The organism is Thalassotalea insulae (genome assembly GCF_030161395.1).
GTDB classification, from domain to species: domain Bacteria; phylum Pseudomonadota; class Gammaproteobacteria; order Enterobacterales; family Alteromonadaceae; genus Thalassotalea_E; species Thalassotalea_E insulae.
The window spans coordinates 1582336-1609260 of sequence record NZ_BSST01000001.1; the positions used below are offsets into that span (position 1 = coordinate 1582336).

23 protein-coding genes and 1 tRNA gene are annotated in these 26925 nt (G+C 39.9%); 4 read left to right on the top strand and 20 right to left on the bottom strand.

Going from position 1 to position 26925, the window contains the following annotated elements; genetic code table 11:
• Positions 1-29 precede the first annotated feature (29 nt).
• Entirely contained in the window at positions 30-770 is a 741-nt protein-coding gene (locus QQK06_RS07245) for a hypothetical protein (RefSeq protein WP_284243991.1), read from the top strand.
• A 412-nt stretch (positions 771-1182) separates the two neighbouring features.
• On the opposite strand, the gene tuf is transcribed toward QQK06_RS07245, so the two are convergent.
• From tuf to QQK06_RS07310, 13 genes are all read right to left on the bottom strand, one after another.
• Positions 1183-2367 (bottom strand): elongation factor Tu, encoded by a 1185-nt coding sequence (tuf, locus tag QQK06_RS07250; protein WP_284243992.1) that lies wholly within the window; start codon positions 2365-2367, stop codon positions 1183-1185.
• A 222-nt stretch (positions 2368-2589) separates the two neighbouring features.
• Positions 2590-4707 carry an elongation factor G gene (fusA, locus tag QQK06_RS07255; protein WP_284243993.1) on the bottom strand — a complete coding sequence of 706 codons (2118 nt, stop codon included), beginning with the start codon at positions 4705-4707 and terminating at the stop codon, positions 2590-2592.
• Positions 4708-4855: 148 nt separating this feature from the next.
• Complete coding sequence (gene rpsG, locus QQK06_RS07260; protein ID WP_184426790.1) at positions 4856-5329, bottom strand: 30S ribosomal protein S7; 474 nt, start codon at positions 5327-5329, stop codon at positions 4856-4858.
• 75 nt (positions 5330-5404) lie between these two features.
• Positions 5405-5779 carry a 30S ribosomal protein S12 gene (gene rpsL, locus QQK06_RS07265; protein ID WP_284243994.1) on the bottom strand — a complete coding sequence of 125 codons (375 nt, stop codon included), beginning with the start codon at positions 5777-5779 and terminating at the stop codon, positions 5405-5407.
• Positions 5780-5977: 198 nt separating this feature from the next.
• Positions 5978-10210 (bottom strand): DNA-directed RNA polymerase subunit beta', encoded by a 4233-nt coding sequence (gene rpoC, locus QQK06_RS07270; protein ID WP_284243995.1) that lies wholly within the window; start codon positions 10208-10210, stop codon positions 5978-5980.
• An 87-nt stretch (positions 10211-10297) separates the two neighbouring features.
• A complete protein-coding gene (gene rpoB, locus QQK06_RS07275) occupies positions 10298-14326 on the bottom strand; it encodes a DNA-directed RNA polymerase subunit beta (RefSeq protein ID WP_284243996.1) in 4029 nt (1342 codons plus the stop codon).
• A gap of 293 nt (positions 14327-14619) precedes the next feature.
• On the bottom strand, positions 14620-14988 hold the full coding sequence (gene rplL / locus QQK06_RS07280; protein ID WP_284243997.1) for a 50S ribosomal protein L7/L12: 369 nt from the start codon (positions 14986-14988) through the stop codon (positions 14620-14622).
• Between the two features lie 92 nt (positions 14989-15080).
• Entirely contained in the window at positions 15081-15575 is a 495-nt protein-coding gene (rplJ, locus tag QQK06_RS07285; protein WP_284243998.1) for a 50S ribosomal protein L10, read from the bottom strand.
• Positions 15576-15877: 302 nt separating this feature from the next.
• Positions 15878-16573, bottom strand: coding sequence for a 50S ribosomal protein L1 (gene rplA, locus QQK06_RS07290; RefSeq protein ID WP_284243999.1), 696 nt, complete (start codon positions 16571-16573; stop codon positions 15878-15880).
• Positions 16574-16576: 3 nt separating this feature from the next.
• Positions 16577-17005 carry a 50S ribosomal protein L11 gene (gene rplK / locus QQK06_RS07295; RefSeq protein WP_284244000.1) on the bottom strand — a complete coding sequence of 143 codons (429 nt, stop codon included), beginning with the start codon at positions 17003-17005 and terminating at the stop codon, positions 16577-16579.
• 447 nt (positions 17006-17452) lie between these two features.
• Positions 17453-18034 carry a transcription termination/antitermination protein NusG gene (gene nusG / locus QQK06_RS07300; RefSeq protein WP_284244001.1) on the bottom strand — a complete coding sequence of 194 codons (582 nt, stop codon included), beginning with the start codon at positions 18032-18034 and terminating at the stop codon, positions 17453-17455.
• Between the two features lies 1 nt (position 18035).
• Positions 18036-18416, bottom strand: coding sequence for a preprotein translocase subunit SecE (gene secE, locus QQK06_RS07305; RefSeq protein ID WP_284244002.1), 381 nt, complete (start codon positions 18414-18416; stop codon positions 18036-18038).
• Positions 18417-18510: 94 nt separating this feature from the next.
• Positions 18511-18587 (bottom strand) — tRNA-Trp (locus tag QQK06_RS07310).
• 203 nt (positions 18588-18790) lie between these two features.
• On the opposite strand from QQK06_RS07310, the gene QQK06_RS07315 reads away from it, so the two are divergent.
• From QQK06_RS07315 to QQK06_RS07325, 3 genes are all read left to right on the top strand, one after another.
• Complete coding sequence (locus tag QQK06_RS07315; RefSeq protein ID WP_284244003.1) at positions 18791-19423, top strand: YiaD family glycine zipper/OmpA-like lipoprotein; 633 nt, start codon at positions 18791-18793, stop codon at positions 19421-19423.
• 377 nt (positions 19424-19800) lie between these two features.
• Complete coding sequence (locus tag QQK06_RS07320; RefSeq protein WP_284244004.1) at positions 19801-20208, top strand: PAS domain-containing protein; 408 nt, start codon at positions 19801-19803, stop codon at positions 20206-20208.
• Between the two features lie 192 nt (positions 20209-20400).
• Positions 20401-21264 carry a class I SAM-dependent methyltransferase gene (locus tag QQK06_RS07325; protein WP_284244005.1) on the top strand — a complete coding sequence of 288 codons (864 nt, stop codon included), beginning with the start codon at positions 20401-20403 and terminating at the stop codon, positions 21262-21264.
• Between the two features lie 61 nt (positions 21265-21325).
• On the opposite strand, the gene QQK06_RS07330 is transcribed toward QQK06_RS07325, so the two are convergent.
• From QQK06_RS07330 to QQK06_RS07360, 7 genes are all read right to left on the bottom strand, one after another.
• Positions 21326-21676, bottom strand: coding sequence for a VOC family protein (locus QQK06_RS07330; protein ID WP_284244006.1), 351 nt, complete (start codon positions 21674-21676; stop codon positions 21326-21328).
• 794 nt (positions 21677-22470) lie between these two features.
• Positions 22471-22869: a GFA family protein gene (locus QQK06_RS07335; RefSeq protein WP_284244007.1), complete on the bottom strand. Its 399-nt coding sequence runs from the start codon at positions 22867-22869 to the stop codon at positions 22471-22473.
• Positions 22870-22994: 125 nt separating this feature from the next.
• Positions 22995-23186, bottom strand: coding sequence for a hypothetical protein (locus QQK06_RS07340; protein WP_284244008.1), 192 nt, complete (start codon positions 23184-23186; stop codon positions 22995-22997).
• Positions 23187-23325: 139 nt separating this feature from the next.
• Complete coding sequence (locus QQK06_RS07345) at positions 23326-23667, bottom strand: Fis family transcriptional regulator (protein WP_284244009.1); 342 nt, start codon at positions 23665-23667, stop codon at positions 23326-23328.
• A gap of 113 nt (positions 23668-23780) precedes the next feature.
• Positions 23781-24044: a hypothetical protein gene (locus QQK06_RS07350; protein WP_284244010.1), complete on the bottom strand. Its 264-nt coding sequence runs from the start codon at positions 24042-24044 to the stop codon at positions 23781-23783.
• Positions 24045-24458: 414 nt separating this feature from the next.
• On the bottom strand, positions 24459-25310 hold the full coding sequence (locus tag QQK06_RS07355; RefSeq protein ID WP_284244011.1) for a M91 family zinc metallopeptidase: 852 nt from the start codon (positions 25308-25310) through the stop codon (positions 24459-24461).
• Between the two features lie 474 nt (positions 25311-25784).
• Positions 25785-26444 (bottom strand): SurA N-terminal domain-containing protein, encoded by a 660-nt coding sequence (locus QQK06_RS07360; RefSeq protein WP_284244012.1) that lies wholly within the window; start codon positions 26442-26444, stop codon positions 25785-25787.
• Between the last annotated feature and the right edge of the window lie 481 nt (positions 26445-26925).

Consider the following 26925-nt stretch of genomic DNA (forward strand, 5'->3'; position numbering starts at 1 on the left):
AATAAATTAACACGTAGAGAACATAAACAATGAAGAAGTTAATTGTTTTGTTGCTACTTTGCGGTCTAACTACCGGTGTATATGCGAAGGATTTCGCCAAATTTAAACAGGAAGAGTTAATCGCCAGAATTTTAAACCAACAAGTTAAACAACAAATTTCACTCGAACGTAGCGTTAGTTCTATTCTTAAACGTTATCCTGAACAAGTAGACTTAGTACTTAAAGTCGCTCTCGAACGTTATCCAAGTCAATATCAAGAAATCATGATAGGCGCGATGAATGCTGAACCTGTACTGGCATGCGAAGTCATTGAAAGTGTATTAGCTGCTAATGTTGCCGAACCTGCAGAAATAATTGCCATCGCCATTGAAGCGGAACCAGCCTATGCACAAGAAATTGTTAATATCGCCATACAAAACAATCCTGCCGATATAGAAAATATTATCAGAGTTGCGATTCAAACTGAACCTGTGATGTCACAATCTGTAGTTGATAATACGCTAGAAAGTTATCCAGAAAGTTATTTAGCAATTATTACTGGCGCAATAAAAGCCATGCCAGACAAAATTGCTAGTTTTGTCATGCAAGCAATTAACTTATTTCCTGATAATAGTTCTGAAGTTGTCACTCAAGCAATACACTCTAGCGACAGTAAGCATAATAAAGTTATTGTAGATAGTGCTATCGAAGCGGGGCTAAGCCAAGAAAGTGCCATTAATGCAGCCATTGCTGGTGGTGCGAACGCTGAAAGTTTAGCTAAGATAGATTAAAATATCTAACTGGGGTAGCAACAATAATAACCTTCACTTAAAAGCTAACCTCTTGTAGCTAATTATTTCATTTATACCAGATCATCTAGCTATTTTTCTATTTTGTAAAAAAGAGCAGCCGTTGGCTGCGCTTTCTGACGTTTTAATATGAACTCAAACTCTCAATAGTAGCCGCTACAACGGTGCGACACTGTACCTATATACCAATGTTCGTCACTGATACTCTTCGAACCTATCGTACAAACAAAAAAGGATACCGAAGCATCTTTTAAACGTCTCAATGTTATCTAACTACCGATACTAGTTGATGCTTCATTTAGGGCTAGTAATAGAACTTACGCAAGTTACAGATAACAAAAAAGGCGCCTAAGCGCCTTTTTCATTCAGTGTAGATATTCTATCTAATCATCAATTAGTCGATGATTTTAGATACAACACCAGCACCTACTGTACGACCACCTTCACGAATCGCGAAGCGTAAACCTTCGTCCATCGCAACCGGGTTGATTAGCTCGACAACAAACTTCAAGTTGTCGCCTGGCATTACCATTTCTACACCTTCAGGTAACTCTACTGCACCTGTGATGTCAGTTGTACGGAAGTAGAACTGTGGACGGTAGCCTTTGAAGAATGGTGTATGACGACCACCTTCATCTTTAGATAATACGTAAACTTCTGATTCGAACTTCGTGTGTGGTGTGATTGAACCAGGTTGTGCCAATACTTGACCACGTTCTACGTCTTCACGCTTAAGACCACGTAAAAGAATACCACAGTTCTCACCTGCACGACCTTCGTCAAGCAATTTACGGAACATTTCTACACCAGTACAAGTTGACTTTTGTGTCTCACGAATACCAACGATTTCTACTTCATCACCTACTTTGATGATACCACGCTCAACACGACCTGTTACTACTGTACCACGACCTGAGATTGAGAATACGTCTTCGATTGGCATGATGAATGCACCGTCAATCGCACGCTCTGGCTCTGGAATGTAAGAGTCTAATTGGTCTGCTAACTCAATGATTTTCTCTTCCCATTGCGCTTCGCCGTTCAATGCACCTAATGCTGAACCTTGGATAATTGGTAAGTCATCACCTGGGAATTCGTATTCTGAAAGTAATTCACGTACTTCCATTTCTACTAATTCTAATAACTCTTCGTCATCTACCATGTCGCATTTGTTTAAGAATACGATGATGTAAGGTACACCAACCTGACGAGACAATAAGATGTGCTCACGTGTTTGTGGCATTGGACCATCTGTCGCCGCTACTACTAAGATAGCGCCGTCCATTTGAGCCGCACCTGTGATCATGTTTTTGATGTAATCCGCGTGACCCGGGCAATCTACGTGTGCATAGTGACGTGTTGCTGTGTCATATTCGATGTGAGAAGTATTGATAGTAATACCACGCTCACGCTCTTCTGGAGCATTATCGATTTGTGCGAAATCGCGTACATCACCACCGTGAGTTTTTGTTAATACCGCAGAGATAGCAGCTGTTAACGTAGTCTTACCGTGGTCAACGTGTCCGATAGTACCTACGTTTACATGCGGTTTCGAACGTTCAAATTTTTCTTTAGCCATTTTTCAATTACCTTAAACAGATAGTAAAATTAATATTAAAATTTATTCTCTCAGCGAGAGTTAAAAAGACAAAAATTAAACAGTTAATTCTAGATAAGGGTGCTTACCTTGTCAAAACATCAATTCAGTCTTTGTCTTAATTACAAACTCACTGGGAGTTTGTTTACAATTGAATACATGCACTATTGCACGAATTCAAAATTTCTTACATCGGCTAGTTAATTAAATAACTGAGCCGCCGCGCCCTTCAATAATAGAATCAGCTACAGCTTTTGGCGTTTCATTGTATTGCTTAAATTCCATTGAGTATGACGCTCGACCTTGGGTCGCACTTCTTAACTCAGTCGCATAACCGAACATTTCAGACAAAGGCACTGTAGCATTTACAATTTTAGTATTGCTTGGCCCCTCATCCATGCCATCAATCATGCCACGACGTCGGTTTAAATCTCCAACTACATCACCCATATTTTCTTCAGGTGTTGTCACTTCAACTTTCATAACAGGCTCTAGCAACACTGGTGACGCAGCCATTACCCCATTTCTAAATCCCATAGAAGCAGCAACTTTAAAGGCGATCTCATTAGAATCTGTCTCATGAAATGAGCCCCCTGTTAGCGTAACTTTTATATCTAGCATTGGGTATGACGCCAATACACCGGAATCCATCTGTTCTTGAAAGCCTTTTTCAATAGCAGTGAAGTATTCTTTTGGCACTTCGCCACTATCGATAATATCGTTAACAAAAACAAAACCTTCACCTTCACCGGCAGGTTCCATTGTTAAACAAACATGTCCATACTGACCTTTAGTGCCCATTTGACGTTCAAATTTGCCTTCAACTTGCGCAGACTTAGTGATGGTTTCTCTATAAGAGACTTGTGGATTACCGACATTACAATCCACTTTGTATTCACGCATCATTCGATCAGTAATGATATCTAAGTGTAGCTCACCCATACCCGATATAATCGTTTGCCCAGTTTCTTCATCAGTTACCACATGAAATGAAGGATCTTCCGCGGCTAGCCTAGTTAACGCATTAGTTAACTTATCTTGGTCAACCTGTGTTTTTGGCTCAACCGCTACAGAAATTACCGGTTCAGGAAATTCCATTTTATCTAAAGTAATGACATGACTTGGATCACATAAGGTTTCCCCAGTAGTAACATCTTTCAAGCCAATGGCCGCAGCAATATCGCCGGCGTGCACTTCTTTAATCTCTTTACGATCATTAGAATGCATTTGCACAATACGACCTAAACGCTCTTTTTTGCCTTTAAGTGGGTTAAAAACCATATCTCCCGTTTTAACAACACCTGAATAGACACGGAAAAAAGTCAATGTGCCAACAAAAGAATCAGATGCAATTTTAAAGGCTAAAGCTGAAAATGGGGCCTTATCATCGGCTTCACGACTCACCTCTGTTTCAGCTTTATCATTACTGATACCAGTAATAGCCGGCACGTCTTTTGGTGAAGGGAGGTACTCAATAACACTATCTAAAACAGCTTGTACGCCTTTATTCTTAAAAGCAGAGCCACAAGTACTCAAAATAATTTCGTTACTTAATGTACGCTGACGCAAGGCAGCCTTAATTTCGTCTTCGGTGAGATCACCTTCTTCAAGATATTTATCCATCAACTCATCATTAGCTTCGGCAGCTTCTGATACTAAGTTTTCTCGCCATTCATCAGCAAGATCTTGCATATCGGCTGGAATATCTTCGTAGCTAAAAGTCATACCTTGATCAGCTTCGTTCCAGTTGATGGCTTTCATCTTAATTAAATCGACGACACCTGAAAATTCTTCTTCTGCACCTATAGGTAACTGAATAGGTACCGCATTAGCACCTAACCGTTCTTTCATTTGTTCTACAACATTGAGAAAGTTGGCACCGGTTCTATCCATTTTATTAACAAAAACTATTCGTGGAACCGCATATTTTTCCATTTGACGCCAAACGGTTTCGGTTTGCGGTTGCACGCCACTCGATGCGCAAAGCACAAGCACTGCACCATCAAGTACACGCAATGAACGCTCAACTTCAATGGTAAAATCTACGTGACCTGGGGTGTCGATGATATTAATACGATGATCGTCAAATTGAGCGTCCATTCCCTTCCAAAAACAAGTCGTTGCCGCGGAAGTTATGGTAATACCACGTTCTTGTTCTTGTTCCATCCAATCCATGGTAGCTGCACCATCATGTACTTCACCAATCTTATGGGAAAGACCAGTATAAAATAATACACGTTCAGTTGTCGTCGTTTTACCCGCATCTACATGTGCGCAGATGCCAATATTACGATAACGCTCAATAGGTGTTGTACGAGCCACTCAATATTCCTTTGTACAGTATAGTTATAGTCAAATAGATTCACTGATAAATACATTTGACTATAGCTTGATTATTTAAGCTATAGAGTAGAAAAGCGTAGTTACCGTTTTATGATCGATAACTACGCCATTCATTTTACTATCGTGATTACCAGCGATAGTGTGCGAACGCTTTGTTCGCTTCGGCCATACGGTGAACGTCTTCACGCTTCTTAACCGCTGAACCTTTGCTATCTGATGCATCTAGCATTTCGTTAGCAAGGCGTTGAGCCATTGATTTTTCACCACGTTTACGAGCTGCTTCAACTAACCAACGCATGGCTAGTGCATTACGACGAACTGGACGAACTTCAACTGGTACTTGATACGTAGAACCACCAACACGACGAGATTTAACCTCTACTTGTGGGCGAATGTTGTCTAACGCTTCTTCAAAAAGCTCTAAGTGAGTTTTTTCAGAGTTTTTCTCAGTTAAAATGTCTAATGCACCGTATACAATTTTTTCTGCAGTAGATTTTTTACCATCAACCATAAGGATGTTGATGAATTTTGCTAATAGTTCGTTATGGAACTTAGGATCTGGCAATATTTTACGTTGCCCAACGACGCGTCTTCTTGGCATCTTGATATCTCCGTTTAATTCAGGGATTACCCAAAATTGTTAATTTATTAATTTGGCCTTACTTTACGGAAACCGTTAAGATTTAGGGCGCTTCGCACCGTATTTAGAACGGCCTTGTCTACGATCGTTAACACCTGAACAATCAAGTGCGCCACGAACAGTATGATAACGTACACCAGGTAAGTCTTTAACACGACCACCACGGATTAAGATTACGCTATGCTCTTGTAAGTTGTGACCTTCACCACCAATGTATGAAGTTACTTCGTAGCCGTTAGTTAAACGAACACGAGCAACTTTACGTAATGCTGAGTTAGGTTTTTTAGGTGTAGTTGTATACACACGAGTACATACGCCACGACGCTGAGGGCAAGCCTGTAACGCAGGAACGTTACTCTTTTGCACCTGCTTGACACGTGGTTTACGTACCAATTGGTTAATAGTTGCCATTATAGCTCCTGATTAATTAAAACATTAGGTAAATTATACTGACTAAGTTTGCCAAATTTACCTGCTTATAAACGTGAAAAACCGCGACCTTTTACTCTAAGTACATCAAGTACAGAATATAAGGTCGCGGAATTCTAATGGTCAAGCTTTAACCTGTCAAGTTTTAGTCCACAATAGACAGGTTAATTTGCCAATTATTTAGATATCCGTCGCAGAACCGTCAGAATCAGCGCTTAAATCAGCATTTAACGCATCGGTCAATGCTTGTGCTGCTTCATCAGCGGATACTGTTACTTCTTCTTCCACTTCCGCGTTACGTTGACGAGCACGCTCTTGGTGATACGCATAACCAGTACCTGCTGGAATTAAGCGACCCACAATAACGTTCTCTTTCAAGCCACGTAAGGTATCTTTCTTACCGCCAACAGCTGCTTCAGTTAACACACGTGTGGTTTCCTGGAACGACGCCGCTGAAATAAATGATTCAGTAGCAAGTGATGCTTTAGTAATACCCATCATTTGCATTTCATATTCAGCTGGTTGCTTACCTGCCGCTTCCAGTTCACGGTTTTCAATATTAACGCGTGCTACTTCTACTTGTTCCCCTTTCAGGAATGATGAATCACCTGCGTCTAATATTTCACACTTACGGATCATTTGACGTACGATAACTTCAATATGCTTATCGTTGATTTTTACACCTTGTAAGCGATAAACGTCTTGTACTTCGTTAACGATGTAGTTTGCAACTGGTGCAACACCACGTAAACGCAAGATATCATGTGGTGATTCAGGACCATCGGCAATAACCTCACCTTTTTGCACTGATTCACCTTCAAACACGTTAAGCTGACGCCATTTCGGGATCATCTCTTCGTAAACTTCACCACTCGGTTGAGTGATTAATAAACGACGCTTACCTTTAGTTTCTTTACCGAAACCAATGATACCAGTCTTCTCAGCAAGAATTGCAGGCTCTTTCGGCTTACGAGCTTCAAATAAGTCAGCAACACGCGGCAGACCACCGGTAATATCACGAGTTTTCGAAGATTCTTGTGGAATACGTGCTAACGCATCACCGATAGCAACTTCTGAACCATCTTCCAAGTTAACAATCGCGTTACCTGGTAAGAAGTATTGGGCCGGAATATCGGTACCAGCAATCATCACGTCATTACCTTTGGCATCGATCAATTTAACCATTGGGCGCATTTCTTTACCAGCTGAACTACGTTGGCTAGCATCAGTAACAACAATGCTTGATAAACCAGTCAATTCATCTGTTTGGCGCGTCATGGTTAAGCCTTCGATTAAGTCGACGAACTTAATCTTACCAGCAACCTCAGTAATAATTGGGTGAGTATGTGGATCCCAGTTTGCTACTGTTTCACCAGACTCGATCGCTTCACCGTCTTTCTTAGTTAATACAGAACCGTAAGGCACTTTATAGCGCTCTTTCTCACGACCTAGTTCATCAATAACCGTTAATTCAGATGAACGTGAAGTAATAACGATTTTACCTTCAGAGTTATTAACGAACTTAGCGTTTTGTAACTTCAAGGTACCCGTGTTTTTCACTTGTACAGAGTTTTCAGCTGAAGCACGAGATGCTGCACCACCGATGTGGAAGGTACGCATGGTAAGCTGAGTACCTGGTTCACCGATAGACTGTGCTGCCACAACCCCAATCGCTTCACCTTGGTTGATCATATGACCACGCGCCAAATCACGACCGTAACAGTGAGCACAAATACCAAAATCTGTTTCACAAGTAATAATCGAACGTACTTTAACTTGGTCTACTGAATGTTCTTCTAAAAGATCACACAAAGCTTCATCAATTAAAGTGTTACGTGGTAATAATACCTGTTCTGAACCAGGGATTAACACATCGTCACATACTACACGACCTAATACACGCTCACGTAAAGGTTCAACAACGTCACCACCTTCAATAAGAGGTGTCATTAAGATACCTTCTTCAGTACCACAGTCATGTTCTGTCACGACTAAGTCTTGTGCAACGTCAACTAGACGACGAGTTAAGTAACCTGAGTTCGCTGTTTTAAGTGCCGTATCGGCAAGACCTTTACGCGCACCGTGAGTTGAGATGAAGTATTGTAATACGTTCAAACCTTCACGGAAGTTCGCGGTAATAGGTGTTTCGATGATTGAACCATCAGGTTTTGCCATCAAGCCACGCATACCCGCTAGCTGACGGATCTGAGCAGCACTACCACGAGCCCCCGAGTCAGCCATCATATAGATAGAGTTGAAAGAATCTTGTTCTTCCATTTCGCCGTCACGGTTTTTAACTTGCTCTTTTGACAAGTTATCCATCATCGCTTTCGATACTTTTTCGTTAGCAGACGACCAAATATCGATAACTTTATTGTATTTTTCACCAGCAGTTACAAGACCTTGGTCAAACTGCTCCTGAATTTCTTCAACTTCGGCCTCTGCCGCTTCGATAATGGTGTATTTCGCATCTGGAATAACCATATCATCGATACCAACTGACGCACCAGCGATCATCGCGTAATGGAAACCTGTATACATAATATGGTCAGCAAAGATAACAGTATCTTTAAGACCTAAGTTACGATATGCATGGTTGATCAAACGAGAAATAGGTTTTTTACCTAATGGTTGATCAATTAATTCATAAGGTAAGCCTTTAGGACAAACTTGCCATAAAATAGCACGACCAACAGTAGTATCACGTAATTCAGTATGAGGTACTAACTCACCTTCTTCATTACGTATATGTTCAGTGATACGAATTTTAACGCGGGCATGTAATTCTGCCGCACCTGTGCGATATGCTTTCTCTGCCTCTTTAGTATCGGCAAAGATCATACCTTCACCTAAACCGTTAACACGATCACGAGTTAAGTAATAAAGACCTAAAACAACATCCTGTGAAGGAACGATAATCGGGTCACCGTTTGCCGGTGATAACACGTTGTTGGTTGACATCATTAACGCACGGGCTTCAAGCTGTGCTTCTAATGTTAACGGTACGTGTACCGCCATTTGGTCACCATCGAAGTCAGCGTTATACGCCGCACAAACTAATGGATGCAAATGAATCGCTTTACCTTCAATCAATACAGGTTCAAACGCCTGGATACCCAATCTATGAAGTGTAGGTGCACGGTTAAGCATCACTGGATGTTCACGAATTACTTCGTCTAATACATCCCATACTTCTGCGCCTTCACGCTCTACTAGTTTTTTCGCCGCTTTAATCGTTGTCGCTAAACCACGCGCTTCTAACTTACCGTAGATAAATGGTTTAAACAATTCAAGTGCCATCTTTTTAGGAAGACCACACTGATGTAGACGTAAAGTAGGACCAACGGTAATTACAGAACGGCCTGAATAGTCAACACGCTTACCAAGTAAGTTTTGACGGAAACGACCTTGCTTACCTTTGATCATATCAGCAAGTGATTTTAATGGACGTTTGTTCGAACCAGTGATGGCACGACCACGACGACCATTATCTAATAACGCATCGACTGACTCTTGTAACATACGTTTTTCGTTACGTACGATAATATCAGGTGCAACTAGATCTAATAAACGTTTCAAACGGTTATTACGGTTGATTACACGACGATATAAATCATTCAAATCAGAGGTCGCAAAACGTCCACCGTCTAGTGGTACTAACGGACGTAAATCAGGTGGTAAGATCGGCAGAACCGACATGATCATCCACTCAGGTTTGTTGCCTGACTGAGCAAACGCTTCCATTAATTTTAAACGTTTAGTGATCTTCTTACGCTTAGTCTCAGAACCTATTTCTGGAAGCTCTTCACGCATTTGCGCGACTTCAGCGTCTAAATCGATTTGTTGTAACAATGCAAGTACTGCTTCAGCACCCATTAAGGCATCGAATTCATCGCCATGCTCTTCTAACGCATCAAGATATTCTTCTTCCGTTAAAATCTGGCTCTTTTCTAATGTTGTCATACCTGGTTCAGTAACAACATAAGATTCAAAATAAAGTACACGCTCAATATCACGTAACGTCATATCAAGTAGTAAACCAATACGTGATGGTAATGATTTTAAGAACCAAATATGGGCGACCGGACTTGCTAGTTCAATATGACCCATACGGTCACGGCGAACTTTAGTTAATGTAACTTCTACACCACATTTTTCACAAATAACACCACGATGCTTAAGGCGCTTATACTTACCACAAAGACATTCGTAATCTTTAACCGGGCCAAAGATACGCGCACAGAATAGACCGTCACGCTCTGGCTTAAAAGTACGATAGTTAATGGTTTCAGGTTTTTTTACTTCACCAAATGACCATGAACGAATCATGTCCGGTGATGCTAATCCGATGCGAATACCATCGAATTCTTCTGTTTGATTTTGTTGCTTAAGAAACTTAAGTAAATCTTTCACACTCTGTCTCCTGTCGGAGTTAACCTTCGGAGAAGAGCGTTTTCGCTCTTCTCCATGTACTGATACGTTCAGCTACGAAGCTCTGGCTTATTCCTGATCTAACTCAATGTTAATACCTAATGAGCGGATCTCTTTCAGTAATACATTGAATGATTCTGGAATACCTGGCTCCATACGGTGATCGCCGTCGACTAAGTTTTTATACATCTTAGTACGACCATTCACGTCATCCGACTTCACTGTTAGCATTTCTTGTAAGGTATACGCGGCACCGTATGCTTCAAGTGCCCATACTTCCATCTCACCGAAACGCTGACCACCAAACTGTGCTTTACCACCTAGTGGTTGCTGAGTAACCAGACTATAAGAACCAGTAGAACGGGCATGCATTTTGTCATCAACTAAGTGATTCAGTTTCAGCATATACATGTAACCTACCGTTACCGGGCGCTCAAACTTACGACCAGTACGACCATCAGTTAAGACAAACTGGCCGCTTTCTGGCATATCCGCTAATTTGAACAGATCTTTGATTTCTTTTTCGCTAGCACCATCAAATACTGGTGTGGCAATTGGTAAACCCGCACGTAAGTTATCAGCTAAGCGCAATACTTCATCATCAGAAAAACTGTCAATATCCACTTGCTGACGTGAATCACCTAACTTATAGACGTCTTTTAAGAATTCACGTAACTTGGCAAGTTCACGTTGCTCTTCGAGCATACGGTTAATTTTCTCACCAATACCACGTGCCGCCATACCTAAATGAGTTTCTAGGATCTGACCGATGTTCATCCGCGACGGTACACCCAATGGGTTAAGTACGATATCTACTGGTACACCGTTTTCGTCATACGGCATATCTTCAACAGGCACAACATTTGAGATAACACCCTTGTTACCATGACGACCCGCCATCTTATCACCCGGCTGGATGCGACGTTTAACAGCTAAGTAAACTTTAACAATCTTAAGTACGCCTGGTGCTAAATCATCACCTTGAGTGATCTTACGACGCTTGATTTCATACTTCTTATCGAAATCGGCTTTGATAGTGTCGTATTGTTCAGCGATTTGCTCTAATTCGCCTTGCTGACCTTCGTCAGATAAGTTTTGAACTAACCACTTATCACGTGACATGCTATTTAAGTCAGAATCGTTTAGGCCTGCTGATAAAAGAAGTTTCTTAGCACGAGCATAAATACCGTCTTCTAAGATGGCAAACTCGTCACCTAAATCTTTCTTCACTTCTTTCAGCTGCATTTCTTCAATTTCTAATGCACGCTTATCTTTTTCAACACCATCGCGAGTGAAGATTTGCACATCGATAATAGTACCAGACACTGAGTTAGGTACACGTAATGAGCTATCTTTCACATCTGCGGCTTTCTCACCGAAAATCGCACGTAATAGTTTTTCTTCTGGTGTTAATTGTGTTTCACCTTTAGGAGTAACTTTACCCACTAAGATATCACCACCGTTAACTTCGGCACCGATATATACAACACCAGATTCATCAAGTTTGCTTAACGCAGACTCACCAACATTAGGAATATCTGAAGTAATTTCTTCACTACCTAATTTAGTATCACGCGCAATACAACTTAACTCTTGGATATGAATAGTGGTAAAACGGTCTTCTTGAGCAACACGCTCAGATAACAACATTGAATCCTCAAAGTTGTATCCATTCCACGGCATGAACGCAATACGCATGTTTTGACCAAGCGCCAATTCACCCATATCTGTAGAAGGACCATCAGCTAATACATCACCACGTACTACTGGCTCACCTAAACGACAGGTAGGACGTTGGTTAATACAAGTGTTTTGGTTAGAACGTGTGTACTTCGTTAAGTTATAAATATCAATACCCGCTTCACCCGCGTGCATTTCATTATCATTTACTTTTACAACGATACGTGATGCGTCAACATAGCTAACAACACCGCCACGTTTAGCAACTGCTGTTACCCCTGAATCTACGGCAACAATTTTCTCCATCCCGGTACCAACAAGTGGCTTGTCCACTTTTAAGGTAGGAACGGCTTGACGTTGCATGTTCGATCCCATCAAGGCACGGTTAGCATCATCATGTTCTAAGAATGGAATAAGTGATGCCGCCACTGATACGATTTGTTGTGGCGAAACATCCATATATTGCACTTGATCAGACGCCATTAAAGTAAATTCGTTTTTATGACGACAGTTAACCAAACCTTCGACTAATTTACCGTTTTCATCTACTTCAGCGCTTGTTTGTGCGATAACAAAGTTACCTTCTTCAATTGCTGATAAGTAATCAACTTCATCAGTTACCTGACCATCAACAACACGACGATATGGCGTTTCTAAGAAACCAAAGTCGTTAGTGCGGGCATAACAAGACAACGAGTTGATCAAACCGATGTTTGGACCTTCAGGCGTTTCGATTGGACAAACACGTCCATAGTGAGTTGGATGTACGTCACGTACTTCGAAACCAGCACGTTCACGAGTCAAACCACCTGGGCCTAACGCTGAGATACGACGCTTATGCGTTACTTCTGATAACGGGTTGTTTTGATCCATAAACTGTGAAAGTTGTGATGAACCAAAGAATTCTTTAACCGCAGCTGAAATCGGCTTAGCATTGATTAAATCTTGTGGCATTACCGCATCAAGATCACCTAATGATAAACGTTCACGCACCGCACGCTCTACACGTACTAAACCAACACGGAATTGGTTTTCAGCCATTTCACCAACACTACGGATACGACGGTTACCTAAGTGGTCAATATCATCCACTTCACCCTTACCATCACGAATGCCGATAAGAGTTTTCATTACTGCAATAATGTCATCTTGTGACAAAGTGCCTTCGCCTGTTTCTTCGTCACGGCCAACACGACGATTAAACTTCATACGACCTACAGTTGAAAGGTCGTAACGCTCTAATGAAAAGAATAGATTAGCAAACAACGTTTCAGCAGCATCTTTCGTTGGTGGCTCACCTGGGCGCATCATACGATAAATTTCTACTAATGCCTCTAAGCGGTTAGTTGAGCTATCGATACGTAAAGTATCAGACATATATGAACCGACATCAAACTCGTTCATATAAAGTGTTGATAACACTTTATGACCTGCTTGGCTCAATTCAGCTAATAACTCTAAGGTTAACTCAGCATTTGCTTCCGCAATCACTTCACCTGTTGACTCGTCAACATAAGCTTTTGATAGCACTTTACCAACAATATATTCTGCTGGTACTTCTAACTCGCTAACATTTTCTTTTGATAAAGTACGAATGTGGCGTGCAGTAATACGACGACCTTGCTCAACCAAGACATCGCCATTTGGCATCTTAATATCAAACGTTGCTGTTTCACCACGTAAACGCTCAGGCACAAGTTCCATTACTAACTTGTCACCTTTGATTTCAAACGATGTGTTATCGTAGAAAATCGCTAAAATTTCTTCTGTTGAATACTCTAACGCACGTAAGATAATCGACGCAGGTAATTTACGACGACGGTCAATACGAACAAACAAGTTATCTTTAGGATCAAATTCGAAATCTAACCATGAACCACGGTAAGGAATAACGCGTGCGTTATACAATACTTTACCAGAAGAGTGTGTTTTCCCTTTATCATGATCGAAGAACACACCTGGTGAACGGTGCAATTGTGAAACAATGACACGCTCAGTACCATTAATAACAAACGTACCATTGTCTGTCATTAATGGGATTTCACCCATGTAAACTTCTTGTTCTTTGATATCTTTTACTGTGCCCGCTGGCGCTTCTTTATCATAAATAACTAAACGCAATTTAACGCGAAGCGGAGCTGAATAAGTCACACCACGAATTTGACATTCTTTGACATCAAATAATGGCTCACCTAACCGATAGCTCACATATTGTAATTCTGAACTACCTGAGTAGGCTTTAATTGGAAAAATAGAACGAAACGCGGCTTCTAAGCCTGTTTCACCTGTCGGATCAATATCAATAAACTTACGGAAAGATTCGAGCTGGATAGATAGCAAGAATGGATAATCCATTACTTGTACACTTTTACCAAAGTCCTTTCGAATTCGTTTCTTTTCAGAGTAAGAGTAAACCATGGGGTTCCTCAGCTTGCTGGTTATGGCCGAATCTGCCTAAAAATACCAATTGGAGTAAATAACTAGTCAATATGCGTTCATAATATGACCACTTATCTAATCCAATTGGTATCAGACAGGGTATTGCAGTGATACTTTAATCGTAAGTATCAAATAATGCACTGTTTTCGTTTAAAAAAAAACCTCTTTAGTACAGCTTTTAAAAAAACGTTATTCTTTAGCGCAAAAAGGCCGGTGACGTTTAAATCACCAGCCATTGCCTTTTTCAGGCAAATAATCTGTTATTAAACAGATTATTTGATCTCAACAGAAGCACCTGCTTCTTCAAGAGACTTCTTAAGTTCTTCAGCTTCAGCTTTATCAATACCTTCTTTAAGTGCTTTAGGAGCTGATTCAACTAATTCTTTAGCTTCTTTAAGGCCTAAACCTGTAGCGCCACGAACTGCTTTGATTACTGCAACTTTCTTATCGCCGAAACCAGTTAAGATTACGTCAAATTCAGTTTGCTCTTCAGCAGAACCACCAGCGTCACCGCCAGCTACAGCAACAGCAGCTGCAGCAGATACGCCGAACTTCTCTTCCATTGCTTCTACTAATTCAACTACGTCCATTACTGACATTTCAGCAATAGCATTTAGGATATCGTCTTTAGAAATAGACATTTTAAATTTCCTGTTTCAATAAACAATCAACTGATTGTTTTTAATAACTATAAATACAAAAAGCGTGCGTTGGTAATATATTAGTCCAACAATTAAGCAGCTTCTTGCTCTTTCTGATCGCGTACTGCAGCAAGTGTGCGGGCAAGTTTGCCTGCTGATGCTTCTTTCATAGCGCTCATTAAACGTGCAATTGCTTCGTCGTAAGTAGGTAGCTTAGCTAACATATTTACGTCTACAGCGTTACCTTCAAATGCGGCTGCTTTTAATTCGAAGTCTTCGTTAGTTTTAGCGAAGTCTGTGAATAAACGCGCTGCTGCACCTGGGTGCTCGTTTGAAAATGCAATTAATGATGGACCAACTAGTGTTTCAGAAACACATTCAAAGTCAGTACCTTCTAATGCGCGACGTGCTAATGTGTTACGGACAACCTTCATCCATACACCGTTTTCACGAGCTTGTTTACGCAAAGTAGTAATTGCTTCAACTGTTACACCGCGAGAATCCGCGACTACAGCTGACTGAGCGCCAGTGGCAGCTTCTTGAACTTCAGCAACAATTGCTTTTTTGTCATCAAGATTGATAGCCATTGGCTTTTACTCCTGGTTCAACCGGAAATTCCGGCATTTACTATCCCTAAAACAGCTTTTGCTATTTTAGGCCGTTACGGCGAGGACCAGAATTAAGGAAATACTGGGTAATCACCATCTACGTAGGAAATATTAAGTATTTAAATCAGAAGAAATAAATACACCTACGGTCTTTGACGGGGTTGCTTTAACTCAAAAATAAATTTTGTCTAAAGCAACACCTACCAAAATTTAAGGGGCGAAATTATAGTTTACAATTTCGCCAAAGTAAAGCACTCAAAGCGAGTGTTTCACAATAAAAATTAAAGTGTCAAACTACTTTGGTCTACTGATACACCAGCGCCCATAGTTGTTGATACTGAAATTTTCTTAATGAATTGACCTTTAGCATTCGCAGGCTTAGCTTTCTTAAGCGCTTCTAATAATGCTTCTAAGTTTTCTTTCAACTTAGCGTCGTCGAAATCAGCCTTACCAATAGTTGTATGGATGATACCGTTTTTGTCGTTGCGATAGCGAATTTGACCCGCTTTAGCATTGTTAACCGCAGTAACTACATCTGGAGTTACCGTGCCAACTTTAGGGTTAGGCATTAAACCACGTGGGCCTAAAATTTGACCTAACTGACCAACAACACGCATAGCATCAGGAGTAGCGATAACAACGTCAAAGTCCATTTCGCCTTTCTTCACTTGCTCTGCTAAATCTTCCATACCGACAACGTCAGCACCAGCTTCTTTCGCTTTATCAGCGTTAGCGCCTTGAGTAAATACAGCAACGCGTACATCACGACCAGTACCATTTGGTAATACTGTTGCGCCACGAACGTTTTGATCTGATTTACGAGCATCAATGCCAAGGTTTACAGCAACATCAACACTTTCACGGAATTTAGCTGTTGCTAATTCTTTTAAAAGCGCTAATGCTTCGTTGATTTCATAATCTTTTAATACGTCTACTTTTTCACGGATTAGACGAGCACGCTTTGATAATTTAGCCATTGATTAACCCTCTACCACTAAGCCCATTGAACGAGCAGAACCCGCAATAGTGTTAACGCCAGCATCCATATCGCCTGCTGTTAAATCTGGTTCTTTCATCTTAACAATTTCTTCAAGTTGAGCACGTGTAACAGTACCCACTTTTTCAGTGTTAGGACGACCTGAACCTGACTTGATACCAGCCGCCTTCTTAAGCAAGTAAGAAGCAGGTGGAGTCTTAGTTTCGAACGTGAAAGAACGGTCATTGTATACAGTAATAACTACTGGTACTGGAGCGCCTTTGTCTAAAGAATCAGTTTTCGCGTTAAACGCTTTACAGAATTCCATGATGTTCACACCGTGTTGACCTAATGCAGGACCAACTGGTGGTGACGGATTTGCTGCACCAGCAGCAACTTGTAGCTTAATTAAAGCTTGGACTTTCTTAGCCATCTTTAAAAATTCCTATATTTGGGTGCAAACGCCCTGCTATTAAAAGCATAAAACCTGTTAGGTGAGCTCCCCGTGGATTAAAAAACGATTTTTTTATTACCCAGTTTCACTGAATCAAAAAAAATCGGCAGCGGATTATATATTAATCAGCGCAACCGATTCAAGATTTTTCTTAATTTTATATACATCAGCTTTAATTCCATTCGCAAGCTAACGATATTCCCCACAAAGATGCCGATACTTAGCGTTTGTCCTAGGCCGTACTTCCTCGGTTCTGTTACCAACTTCACTCTATCGTTTAAATCCATGTAGACATGTTCTCTTTCACATCCATCTGATCGCTTTATACCGTCATTTCTGTCCATAAAAAAAGCGAAAGAATGAATCTTTCGCTTTTTATAAAATACCAGTCAATTTAAACTTGCGTTAAATTCGGTATAACGAGATTTAGCCTTTTTCTACCTGACCAAACTCTAAATCAACAGGTGTTGAGCGACCAAAAATAAGCACAGAAACTTTGATGCGGTTTTTCTCGTAATCTAACTCTTCAACTACACCGTTAAAGTCGGCAAATGGACCGTCAATAACACGAACCACTTCACCTGGCTCAAACAATGTTTTAGGTTTCGGTTTATCACCATCTTCTAAACGCTGTAAAATGCGATCAGCTTCTTTTTGCGTAATAGGCGCAGGACGATCACTTGTACCACCGATAAAGCCTAAAACACGTGGGACACTTTTCACTAAGTGCCATGCTTCTTCATCCATCGCCATTTCAACTAATACATAGCCAGGGAAAAATTTACGTGCACTTTTACGCTTTTGACCAGCGCGCATTTCTACCACTTCTTCAGTCGGCACAAGAATTTGACCAAATTTATCTTGTAAGCCGTGAATTTCAATATGCTCAATTAATGTTTTTTGTACGCGCGCTTCATAACCAGAAAACGCTTGTACAACATACCAACGTAACTTAGGTTTATTTTCTTGGGCTGAATCGCCGTCAGTGATTGAGTTTTCTTCAGACATATTAAACCTTTAATCCAGTAATGAAACCAACAAGTTCAAATAATATTGAATCTAAGCCCCACATGACTAATGACATAATGAATGTGGCGGCTAAAACAATCATAGTTGTTTGTACAGCTTCTTGCCTAGTTGGCCAAACAACCTTACGGGTTTCTGTTCTAGCTTCTTTAGCAAAGTTAATTGCAGTGCGGCCTTTTTCTGTTTGCCCGGCAACTAAACCAGCAACAATCACAGCAATCACAACACCAACAGCTCTTAACAACACTGACTGTTCGGCATAAATATAATTACCAACCACAGCACCCGCTAGTAAAAGAATAGCGAGCCCCCACTTTAAAGAATCTAGAGAACCACTTGGCTGGTTTTCTGTACTTGCATTCATAATTCTAAACCTGTAATTACCTGTCTATCGTAGACAACTCATTTGCTCAACGCGCACTCTAATTATAAATATCCAGGATATTTATAATAAAATATGGCAGGGGTAGAGAGATTCGAACTCCCAACCGTCGGTTTTGGAGACCGCTGTTCTACCAATTGGAACTATACCCCTTTATCAATTTAACCAAAATTTGGTTGCACTTGTCGGGTGATTCTTAGTTTGTTTGGGAAAATTAAGACTAACACGAGAAGTGAGGGGCTATTATACTGATGAAAACAGATTACTCAAGGGATATTTATAAGATCTTATTAAGATAAACTTCGCTTAGTATATACTCTCTTTTTTAATTTTTCTTTTCCGATATTGGAGTCATTATGTTATTAAAAAAATCGTTAGTTTGCGCTATGTCATGTGCGCTTATCTTCTCCGGTTGTGCCTCAACAAACACGCAAAAAGGCGCTGCTATTGGTGCTGTTGCCGGCGCTATTTTAGGGAAATCTACCAGTAACCATAAAGATAAACGCTTAGTCTGGGGAGCGGCAATTGGTGCAATCGCCGGTGCAGCCATTGGTGATTATATGGATAAACAAGAACAAGCCTTTCGCGAAGAATTATCTGGCTCGGGAATCGACGTCATTCGTGAAGGTGACAACATTCGCTTAGTGATGCCATCAAATATTACCTTTGCAACAGACCAAGCGTATATTTCCCCTGGATTTCATCAAACGCTAGACGATGTCGCTAAGGTCTTAATTAAATTTGATAAAACGCTACTGAGCATTGAAGGTCATACGGATAACACAGGCAGTGAACAATATAATCAAACCTTATCAACAAAACGAGCTCAAAGCGTCAAGCATTACCTTGTCAGCAAAACAGTGCAAGATACGCGCTTAAAAGTGTCTGGTTTTGGCGAAAAAATGCCAATTGTTGACAATAATACGGTAACAAACCGCGCGTTAAACCGCCGCGTTGAAATCCAAATAATTCCTAATAAAGCCAGTTAACTGATCTTGATCAATACCTAATATCGCTAACGCAGTATGATGATTTAACATTCACTAACTGGACTATATTATGGGTTGTTGTGGTCAATGTGGTGGTGAAAACCACCAAACAAACCAAGAAAATGAACAAGATCAAGCCGTAGAAACTACGGAAGAAGAATAGAATAATTTTTGCCTAAAATTATTTTCAAAAAGGCGCTTAATTCTCAGGATTAAGTGCCTATTTATTTCTTAATTTCAACATCAAGAAATAAACAGAACACAAACATTAAACTCTAAAGCAGCTTTACCTTCTTAGAAAATGCAATATTTCACTAACCGTTCGAATAATTTGATATTCTGATGTATAAGTAATAATGAACAACCCAAGGATTTCATTGTTGATGCCCGTTACTTTCACTGCTGAAGAATATCTAAACAAACTTCCTTTTGGCGCAGCCATAGTAAAAAATGACAGCCAAACTTTGAACCACAAAATCACATTTATAAACGAACAGTTTAAAAAAGATATTGGTTGGTCACTTGCGGAGGTACCTGATAAAAATAGCTGGTGGATAACAGCCTACCCAGATGAAGATTACCAAAAAGTAGTTGCAGCCCAATGGGAATTAGTTATTGAATCTTTTGATAAAAGTAAAGGTAATTACGTTTCAATGGAGGTAAACATCAGGACCAAATTCAACGGTACCGTTCGTTATCGCGTTTACTCTGAAGTCTGTAATTATCTAATCCCAGACCATTATATCGTCATGTTTACCCCGCTTGACCAAAGTCCTACGAATTAAATGCAACACTCATTTTAGCATCCTCCATTAAGATCAGGTGAATGATAATAAGTAAAACTCTTACAAGTTACGGTTATTTATTAGAATTATATTGTCACAGTTAAAACCACGTTTAAAGATCGAATAATTAGTCTACACTTGAATTAACCGATTTCCGCAACATTGCAATTTCAATCAATAAAGGGGGGCACCATGGCTAACGAAGTAGTAATAGAAGCATGGAATACCGTATTGTTTGACAAATTTACCCGATTTAAATACCTGTTTGTAGAAGGCTATGCGGCTATTAGTGAACAAGTATTTGAGCGGCATCCACCGCCAGTTGGTGCAAAAATTTTAGATGTTGGCTGTGGCTTTGGTGATTGTACAATCCGTATCGCTAAGTTAGTTGGTAAAGAAGGTATGGCTAGCGGCGTTGATTGCGCTATTAACTTTATTGAACAATGTAAACTTGCCGCACAGCAAGAATCTCTAACCAACACACACTTTTTTGTTGCAGATGTTGAAGTTGATGACTTAGCTGGTCCTTATGATCAAGCCTTTGCTCGCTTTGGTACCATGTTCTTTAATATGCCCAGTTTAGCGATGAAAAATATTCGCCGCTCATTAAAACCCGGCGGAAAATTCACTCAGGTAGTTTGGCGCAAAAGAGAGGCTAACCCTTGGTTACATGATGCAGAGCTGTGTGTAAAAAACATCGTACCGGTTATTTCTCATGATGAAACGGATGCTGTTCATTGTGGCCCGGGTCCTTTTTCAATGGCGGGACCAGATATGGTCAGTGATATGCTAAAAGCCGTAGGGTTTGAGAATATTCAATTTGAACGTTTTGATTCAGATATTTGTATTGGTCGTGACTTGGATGAAGCCATTCAGTTTGCTCTTGAAATTGGCCCAGCCGGTGAAGTTATTCGTCTTGCTGAAGAAGAAGGACAACGATTAAAAGCACAAGTTGAACGCGAATTAGCTGATGTTATTTGTAAGTATAAACGTGACGATGGTACCATTTGGGCACCATCTAGTGCATGGTTTATCACAGCGACCACCCCTAAATAACGGTGTATTTCATGCTTTCTTTACTCAGAATATTTTTACATGTTAAATACTTTCAATGCCGTTACTGATGTTGAAGTACATTGATTAGCTTGCCAAATGGGTCACGAACATAAAACCTGCGTACTCCCCAAGGTTCTGATACTGGACCGTATTGAATTGGAATATTTTCAGACTTGAGCCTTTTTAGTACGGTATCAAGATCATCAACTTCTATGGACAAGTCTGGCACAGGAGTCCCTGAGCCTCCCTCTGATGCCACACTAATTTGTGTAGTCATTTCTTCACCTGAGCTATAGGTCTTAATCCATCCGTGATCCATCACAAGCTTTAGACCAAATATAGACTCATAGAATATTTTGCCATCACCCGGATTGGATGCTGCAATGTTTGAAATTATTCGTTTTACTTTCATTAATAGAACCTCTAGACACCTGATCTTATGTTATAACGCTCGCAGCACAGGCCACGAAGTGGTAATTGTGACTGTACTTATTATATCTCCTTACTTTTATGTCCATTCTGTTCCCAACTTTTACCATCAAACTCAGTAATATTGACTGACAAATTCTCGGTGTCCAGACAGTTTACATTAATATCAATACCATCAGGATTTGAACGAGGTGTATAAAATGGTTTTACCCCACATTTTTATGCAAAACGTATGCTTAGCAACACCTGGATTAAATGTATAAGTTAAAAGCATTTCTTTGCCACTTAATAATTTAAATTTACTTAGCTGCACTATCATATGAAGAAATCCAGATTTGGAGCAGATTGAGCAATTGCAATAATCAGCTTAGATTATTTCTGGAGCCTCTACTTCAAACCTTATTGCTTGGCGATGACAACGTCCTTTATGAATCACTAAACTCTCCTAGAACATAACGCAACAATTGCCGGGCCGTTAATAGCCTCTTCACGATCACGTAGATATAGTATTTCTAGCATTCCATTCGAAAAAGCAAATCGACGATTTGAAGTACCCAGCCCCTTATGATCCCGACGAACACTTTCCTCAAGTTCCATAGAAATTAAAAGTTCACCCGTCACTTTGGGTTTATCGGTAGGTATAAAAACGTGATCTAACTCTAAATCCAGTATTAAGATCTTTTGAAAATATAGCGCTTGCTTAAAAGAAACTAACGTTGGCTATCATGCGCAAAGCGCGAGCCAACGGTAATTTTTTCTTTTGAGAACTTGTTATACTTACTCAAACTCTTGTTGTTGAGGTAAATTATCTGTAATTTCATGCCACTCAGCTTTACTACCAACATAAACATGACGGGTAGGTTTTACTTTAGGATCGGTATCTAAAGTGCCAAAAGGAAAGCCCAGTATATTTGGGTCTGCATCAAACTTTGTAAATAAACTAGAGCCGCACTCAGAGCAAAAGCCTTTATGCTCACCCGGTGATGATTCATAAAACTTAATGAATTTTTCACCCTGTATAGTTTTCCAGCTCTGCGTCTTTATTTTTGCTCTTGTGCGAAATGCCGATGCGTGTAATTTACGACACATACTACAGTGACAATTGAGTACATCTTCAAATTCACCATCTATTTCATATTGAACTTGATTACATAAACAACTTCCTTTATTTATCACAATACTCTCCGTAGGTTATAACGCCGCTATCTCGGGCGTATAAATACTTGGCTAAAATTAACGAAGAATGAACGCCAGCCAAGCTTTAGACGCCTCATCCATAATGGCCTTGTTAGCAGTATTTACTATGCTGAGTCTTTATTACCTCTGCCACCGATAATACTCGCAGAAACTGCACACCATACAGCAGAAACCATACCCATTAATGTAGGAGTTGATTCGATTGCAGACGACATGTGAAGGCCAAATAATGTAGCTAATAGTCCAAAGAATAAACCTGCAATGGGAAAGATTTGATTGTGTAATTGAATTTTCATGTAACTCTCCTTGTTTTGATAAATGATTATACTGCTGATGCCCAAATAATGGACAAATATAGTTGGTTAAAGTAAACGAGGATGGAACAAAAACCAAGCGTTATTAGCCCATACGTTAATTTGCTTGTATGGTTAGTATTTACCCCAAGCGGTTAGCCCAATTTCCATTATGGAACTTTGCACAATTCTCTTCAGTGTCATATAAAAGTTGAGCTGCCACATTTTTCAATTTAATATCAATTTCGTTTAGCTTGCTCTCAATGAGAGAAGTAAACAAATTTTTATTACTACTGGCGATAAAAGTTGCAAGGTGATCATTGGTATCGAAAACACATACAACTTTTAAACTTTGTGGAAAGTTTGAATAATTGACTAAGTGAGTTAACCATTGAAAGCCGTTAATTTCCTTTAATGCAGTTTCACACACATCCGTTAATACAAGTCTAAGTTTATTATCAACTTTCTTATCTGTTTTACGCATACTGTGACTGCTGCCTAGCCTCATTAAGAGGCAATAAAAATTGTTGGCTAAAATATAGCGAAACGGAAATGAGCCAAACGTTAACAGTCCCGCGCTTAAACAACTTGTTCTATTTACATCGCGTGCAGCGCTAAAGTTTTAACACCATTGAGCTTTACTATGTAATAACGCAAATCTTTAATATCATAATGTTCAAGAACTTCCATATTTTCATGCGATTCACCATCAGAAACATAACCCAGAGTATCAGTTAAATTTGTAATAGTGATAATTTTAGTATGGGTGATTGCATGAGTAATAGAGGTGTCTTTGTTATTTTCACCCAAAAAATATGACATTGCATTAGTAAGGAAAAATGCAAGGAGTAATAAAACCATATTAAAATACTTGCCGTTCACGACTAACCATCCTTTTATATCTAACGCCCTCATAATAGGCAGACAATACGTAGGTTGCTTTATGTTATTTTAAAGTGCAGCGACAACACAAAGCAACTGGAGTGTGGCTGTCCAGCCAGCTTGTCTTTGCTGGCGCACCTTAATGGTTTTATTAAGTGTTACTAGAGACGGCTCAATTATATGCATGGTACATACTATAACAACGAAAACAGAGATACTGACCAAGACCTTATTTCTAAAAACAAGACCTTGATGAGTTAATGCGTATGGTCCCCAAAGAGAATTAAATATATTGAACGATACATACCGACTTTTACTACAGCCTCTTTCTCAGTAGTTATTACTGCTTTTATAGCGAATGATAGAATCATGTGCCAATAGCAATGGGCCTAATCACAGATTTTGCCCGCCGTATTTCTTGCGCATGGCAATTTTCCCTACTTTACCTGAATCGTTATAGACCTGCTCATTTAAATCCTTGCGAATACTGTTTTCAGTGGGATGTCCCCCATAGCCACGGCTGCCGTCCGTTTTACCAACAGTTTCCCGCTCTTCTGGGCGTACTGACTGTGTTTGGTCTTCGGCCATCCTTCGGCCCTGCACGGCGTGGGCGGCATGAATTAACTCATGCCCCAACCCCACTGCATTGGGAGTAGTAACACCATCAATCCCAGAGGTTCGCTTCTGAAAATCGGTATGATGCGCGACCTCTGCGGAAGAACCTTTACCGTGATACATTAACGGTTTAGAAAAACCAGGGATATGTAATGGATCATATACTGAATTTGTTAGGTCAAGAGTTCTACTGGATTCTCGTAACCCAGGGGAGGTACCTGCATCCTGAATGGCCACCGAATGCTTGGGAGCGGTTTTAATTTTGTTAAAGATATCTTGACCAGAAGAGGTTGATGCCAAAGTAGTCAGGTCATCTCGGGTTTGGCGGACAAAATCAGTAAATGCAGCCCCCGACGTGTGAGTGGTGAAGCGGCCGTCTCGCTTGATCTTAAGGTTATCAGCCCAAGGCGTATTGACCTCATTAACTTTTCTTAATTTCCCATGTTGTTGCACCAGCATTTCAGGTGTTATACCACCCTTAGGGCCCTCCAACTTGCCCTTTTCTATAGAATGTTCCGATCTCAAACGATTAGCCCAATCCTGACTATGGCTATTTCCTGTTTGCTCAAGTGAATCAATTAATAATGGTCTAAACGGATCGGCTCTACGACCGGTATTATTCCCTGACATATTTAATCTCCCTTATAATCTTTTTTGAATTCGGTCTATTTTATATTAAATAGGTTGTTGCAGATTAATGACAATAAAAGCAAACTCCATGCCTGTTTCATAATCATCTTATAACAGGCATTTGCCCCTGTAGTATGGAAGTAAACTAGTACAATAATGGGTGACCAATAGTTTCAAATGAATAAGTGGGGCTTTTTTACCTCACCTGAGCGGGGTAAAAAAGCCCCAGTCTTCTTGCCTTTCTTATGAATCCCCGCCAACGCCTTGTAAATAAAATAGACCGCATGCCCCCATGCGACCAAAGCAAGAATAAAGGCTGTCGGAAAGATAATTCAAAGTAAGAAAATTGATAATTTGGGGAGTTCATCTAGCCCTGTTAAGGGGCTGCTAATGATTGGCTAAAATGTGTAGCGAAGCGAAACCGAGTCAAACTTTAACAGTCCTGCGCTTAAACATCTTGTATGGTTTTACACACTATTTATCTCTTGCTTTTTCCCACCATGGTTTAGAAAAATCGACTTTATCCTCTGGAGTAACCATTGGATGTTCACGCAAGTAGTACTCCCAGAAAGCCTTTTCATATTTTGGGTTATATATTTTAAAGTATCCTTGAGCTTGATACTCTTCTAAAAGTTTACGATACGCACCTACAGGTTCTTGAGGGTTTCCCTGTTGGAAAATAACTGTGCCACCATACGTTTCATAAAGATACTTGCTAATTTTGTATGTTTTAACGAGTTTTCTATTTACCTTGAGTGAAGCTTCTTTCATTTCTGGAGTTAATTTCTCAGATGAAGAGTTTGAACTGAAACGATGAATGGCTTTAGTAAAACTTTCTACTTCTTCAGCCGTTGGTTCCAACTCATGTTCTTTTGATAATTTTTGGATAATTCGCTTCCAAATGATTGAGGTTAATTTATTCTCTCTCATTTTATCAAGAACATCCTCTTCTGATAAATCAGGATAAGACAGCTTATACTCTTTTAATAACCTCATATCTATTTCTAGATCAGTAACATATATTGTATCTCCCAAAACCTGAGCTACTATTGTTGGGCTATTATCAAATGCAAATCCCTTCAAAGAAAACGTGAATAAAAAAGAAAATACAATAACCGTAAACTTATTTTTCATAATCTACTTCCATGTTTGATAACCGTATAACGCTATGTTAAGCGGAAAATGCAGTTTGGCTATAATGCACGAAGCGCGAGCCATCTGTAATTTCCTGATTCATTTGCTTATTATATGCATTCAACTTATATGCTAATTAATATATTTCCTAATAATTCCGAAAAACAAATAGTAATACTCATACTAAAAATACCAAGCCAATAATACGTCCAATTTTCAAATGCGAGAGACTATTACCACAAACAGGACAAAGGCAACGGTAAATGCTTTCATTTATATCCGCGGAGTAATCAACGTCTTTTACAACAACTTTACTTTTGCATTTAGCACAATATTTCATTGTGAACTTTAAGCATATAACAGCTTATTATCGAGCATTTCGGGTTATGCCAAATCAAAGATTTAAAAACAGACACCACGATAATTCCCTTTAATAATTCTTGTACCTTATCAATAGAATTAACTTATTACAATATAACCT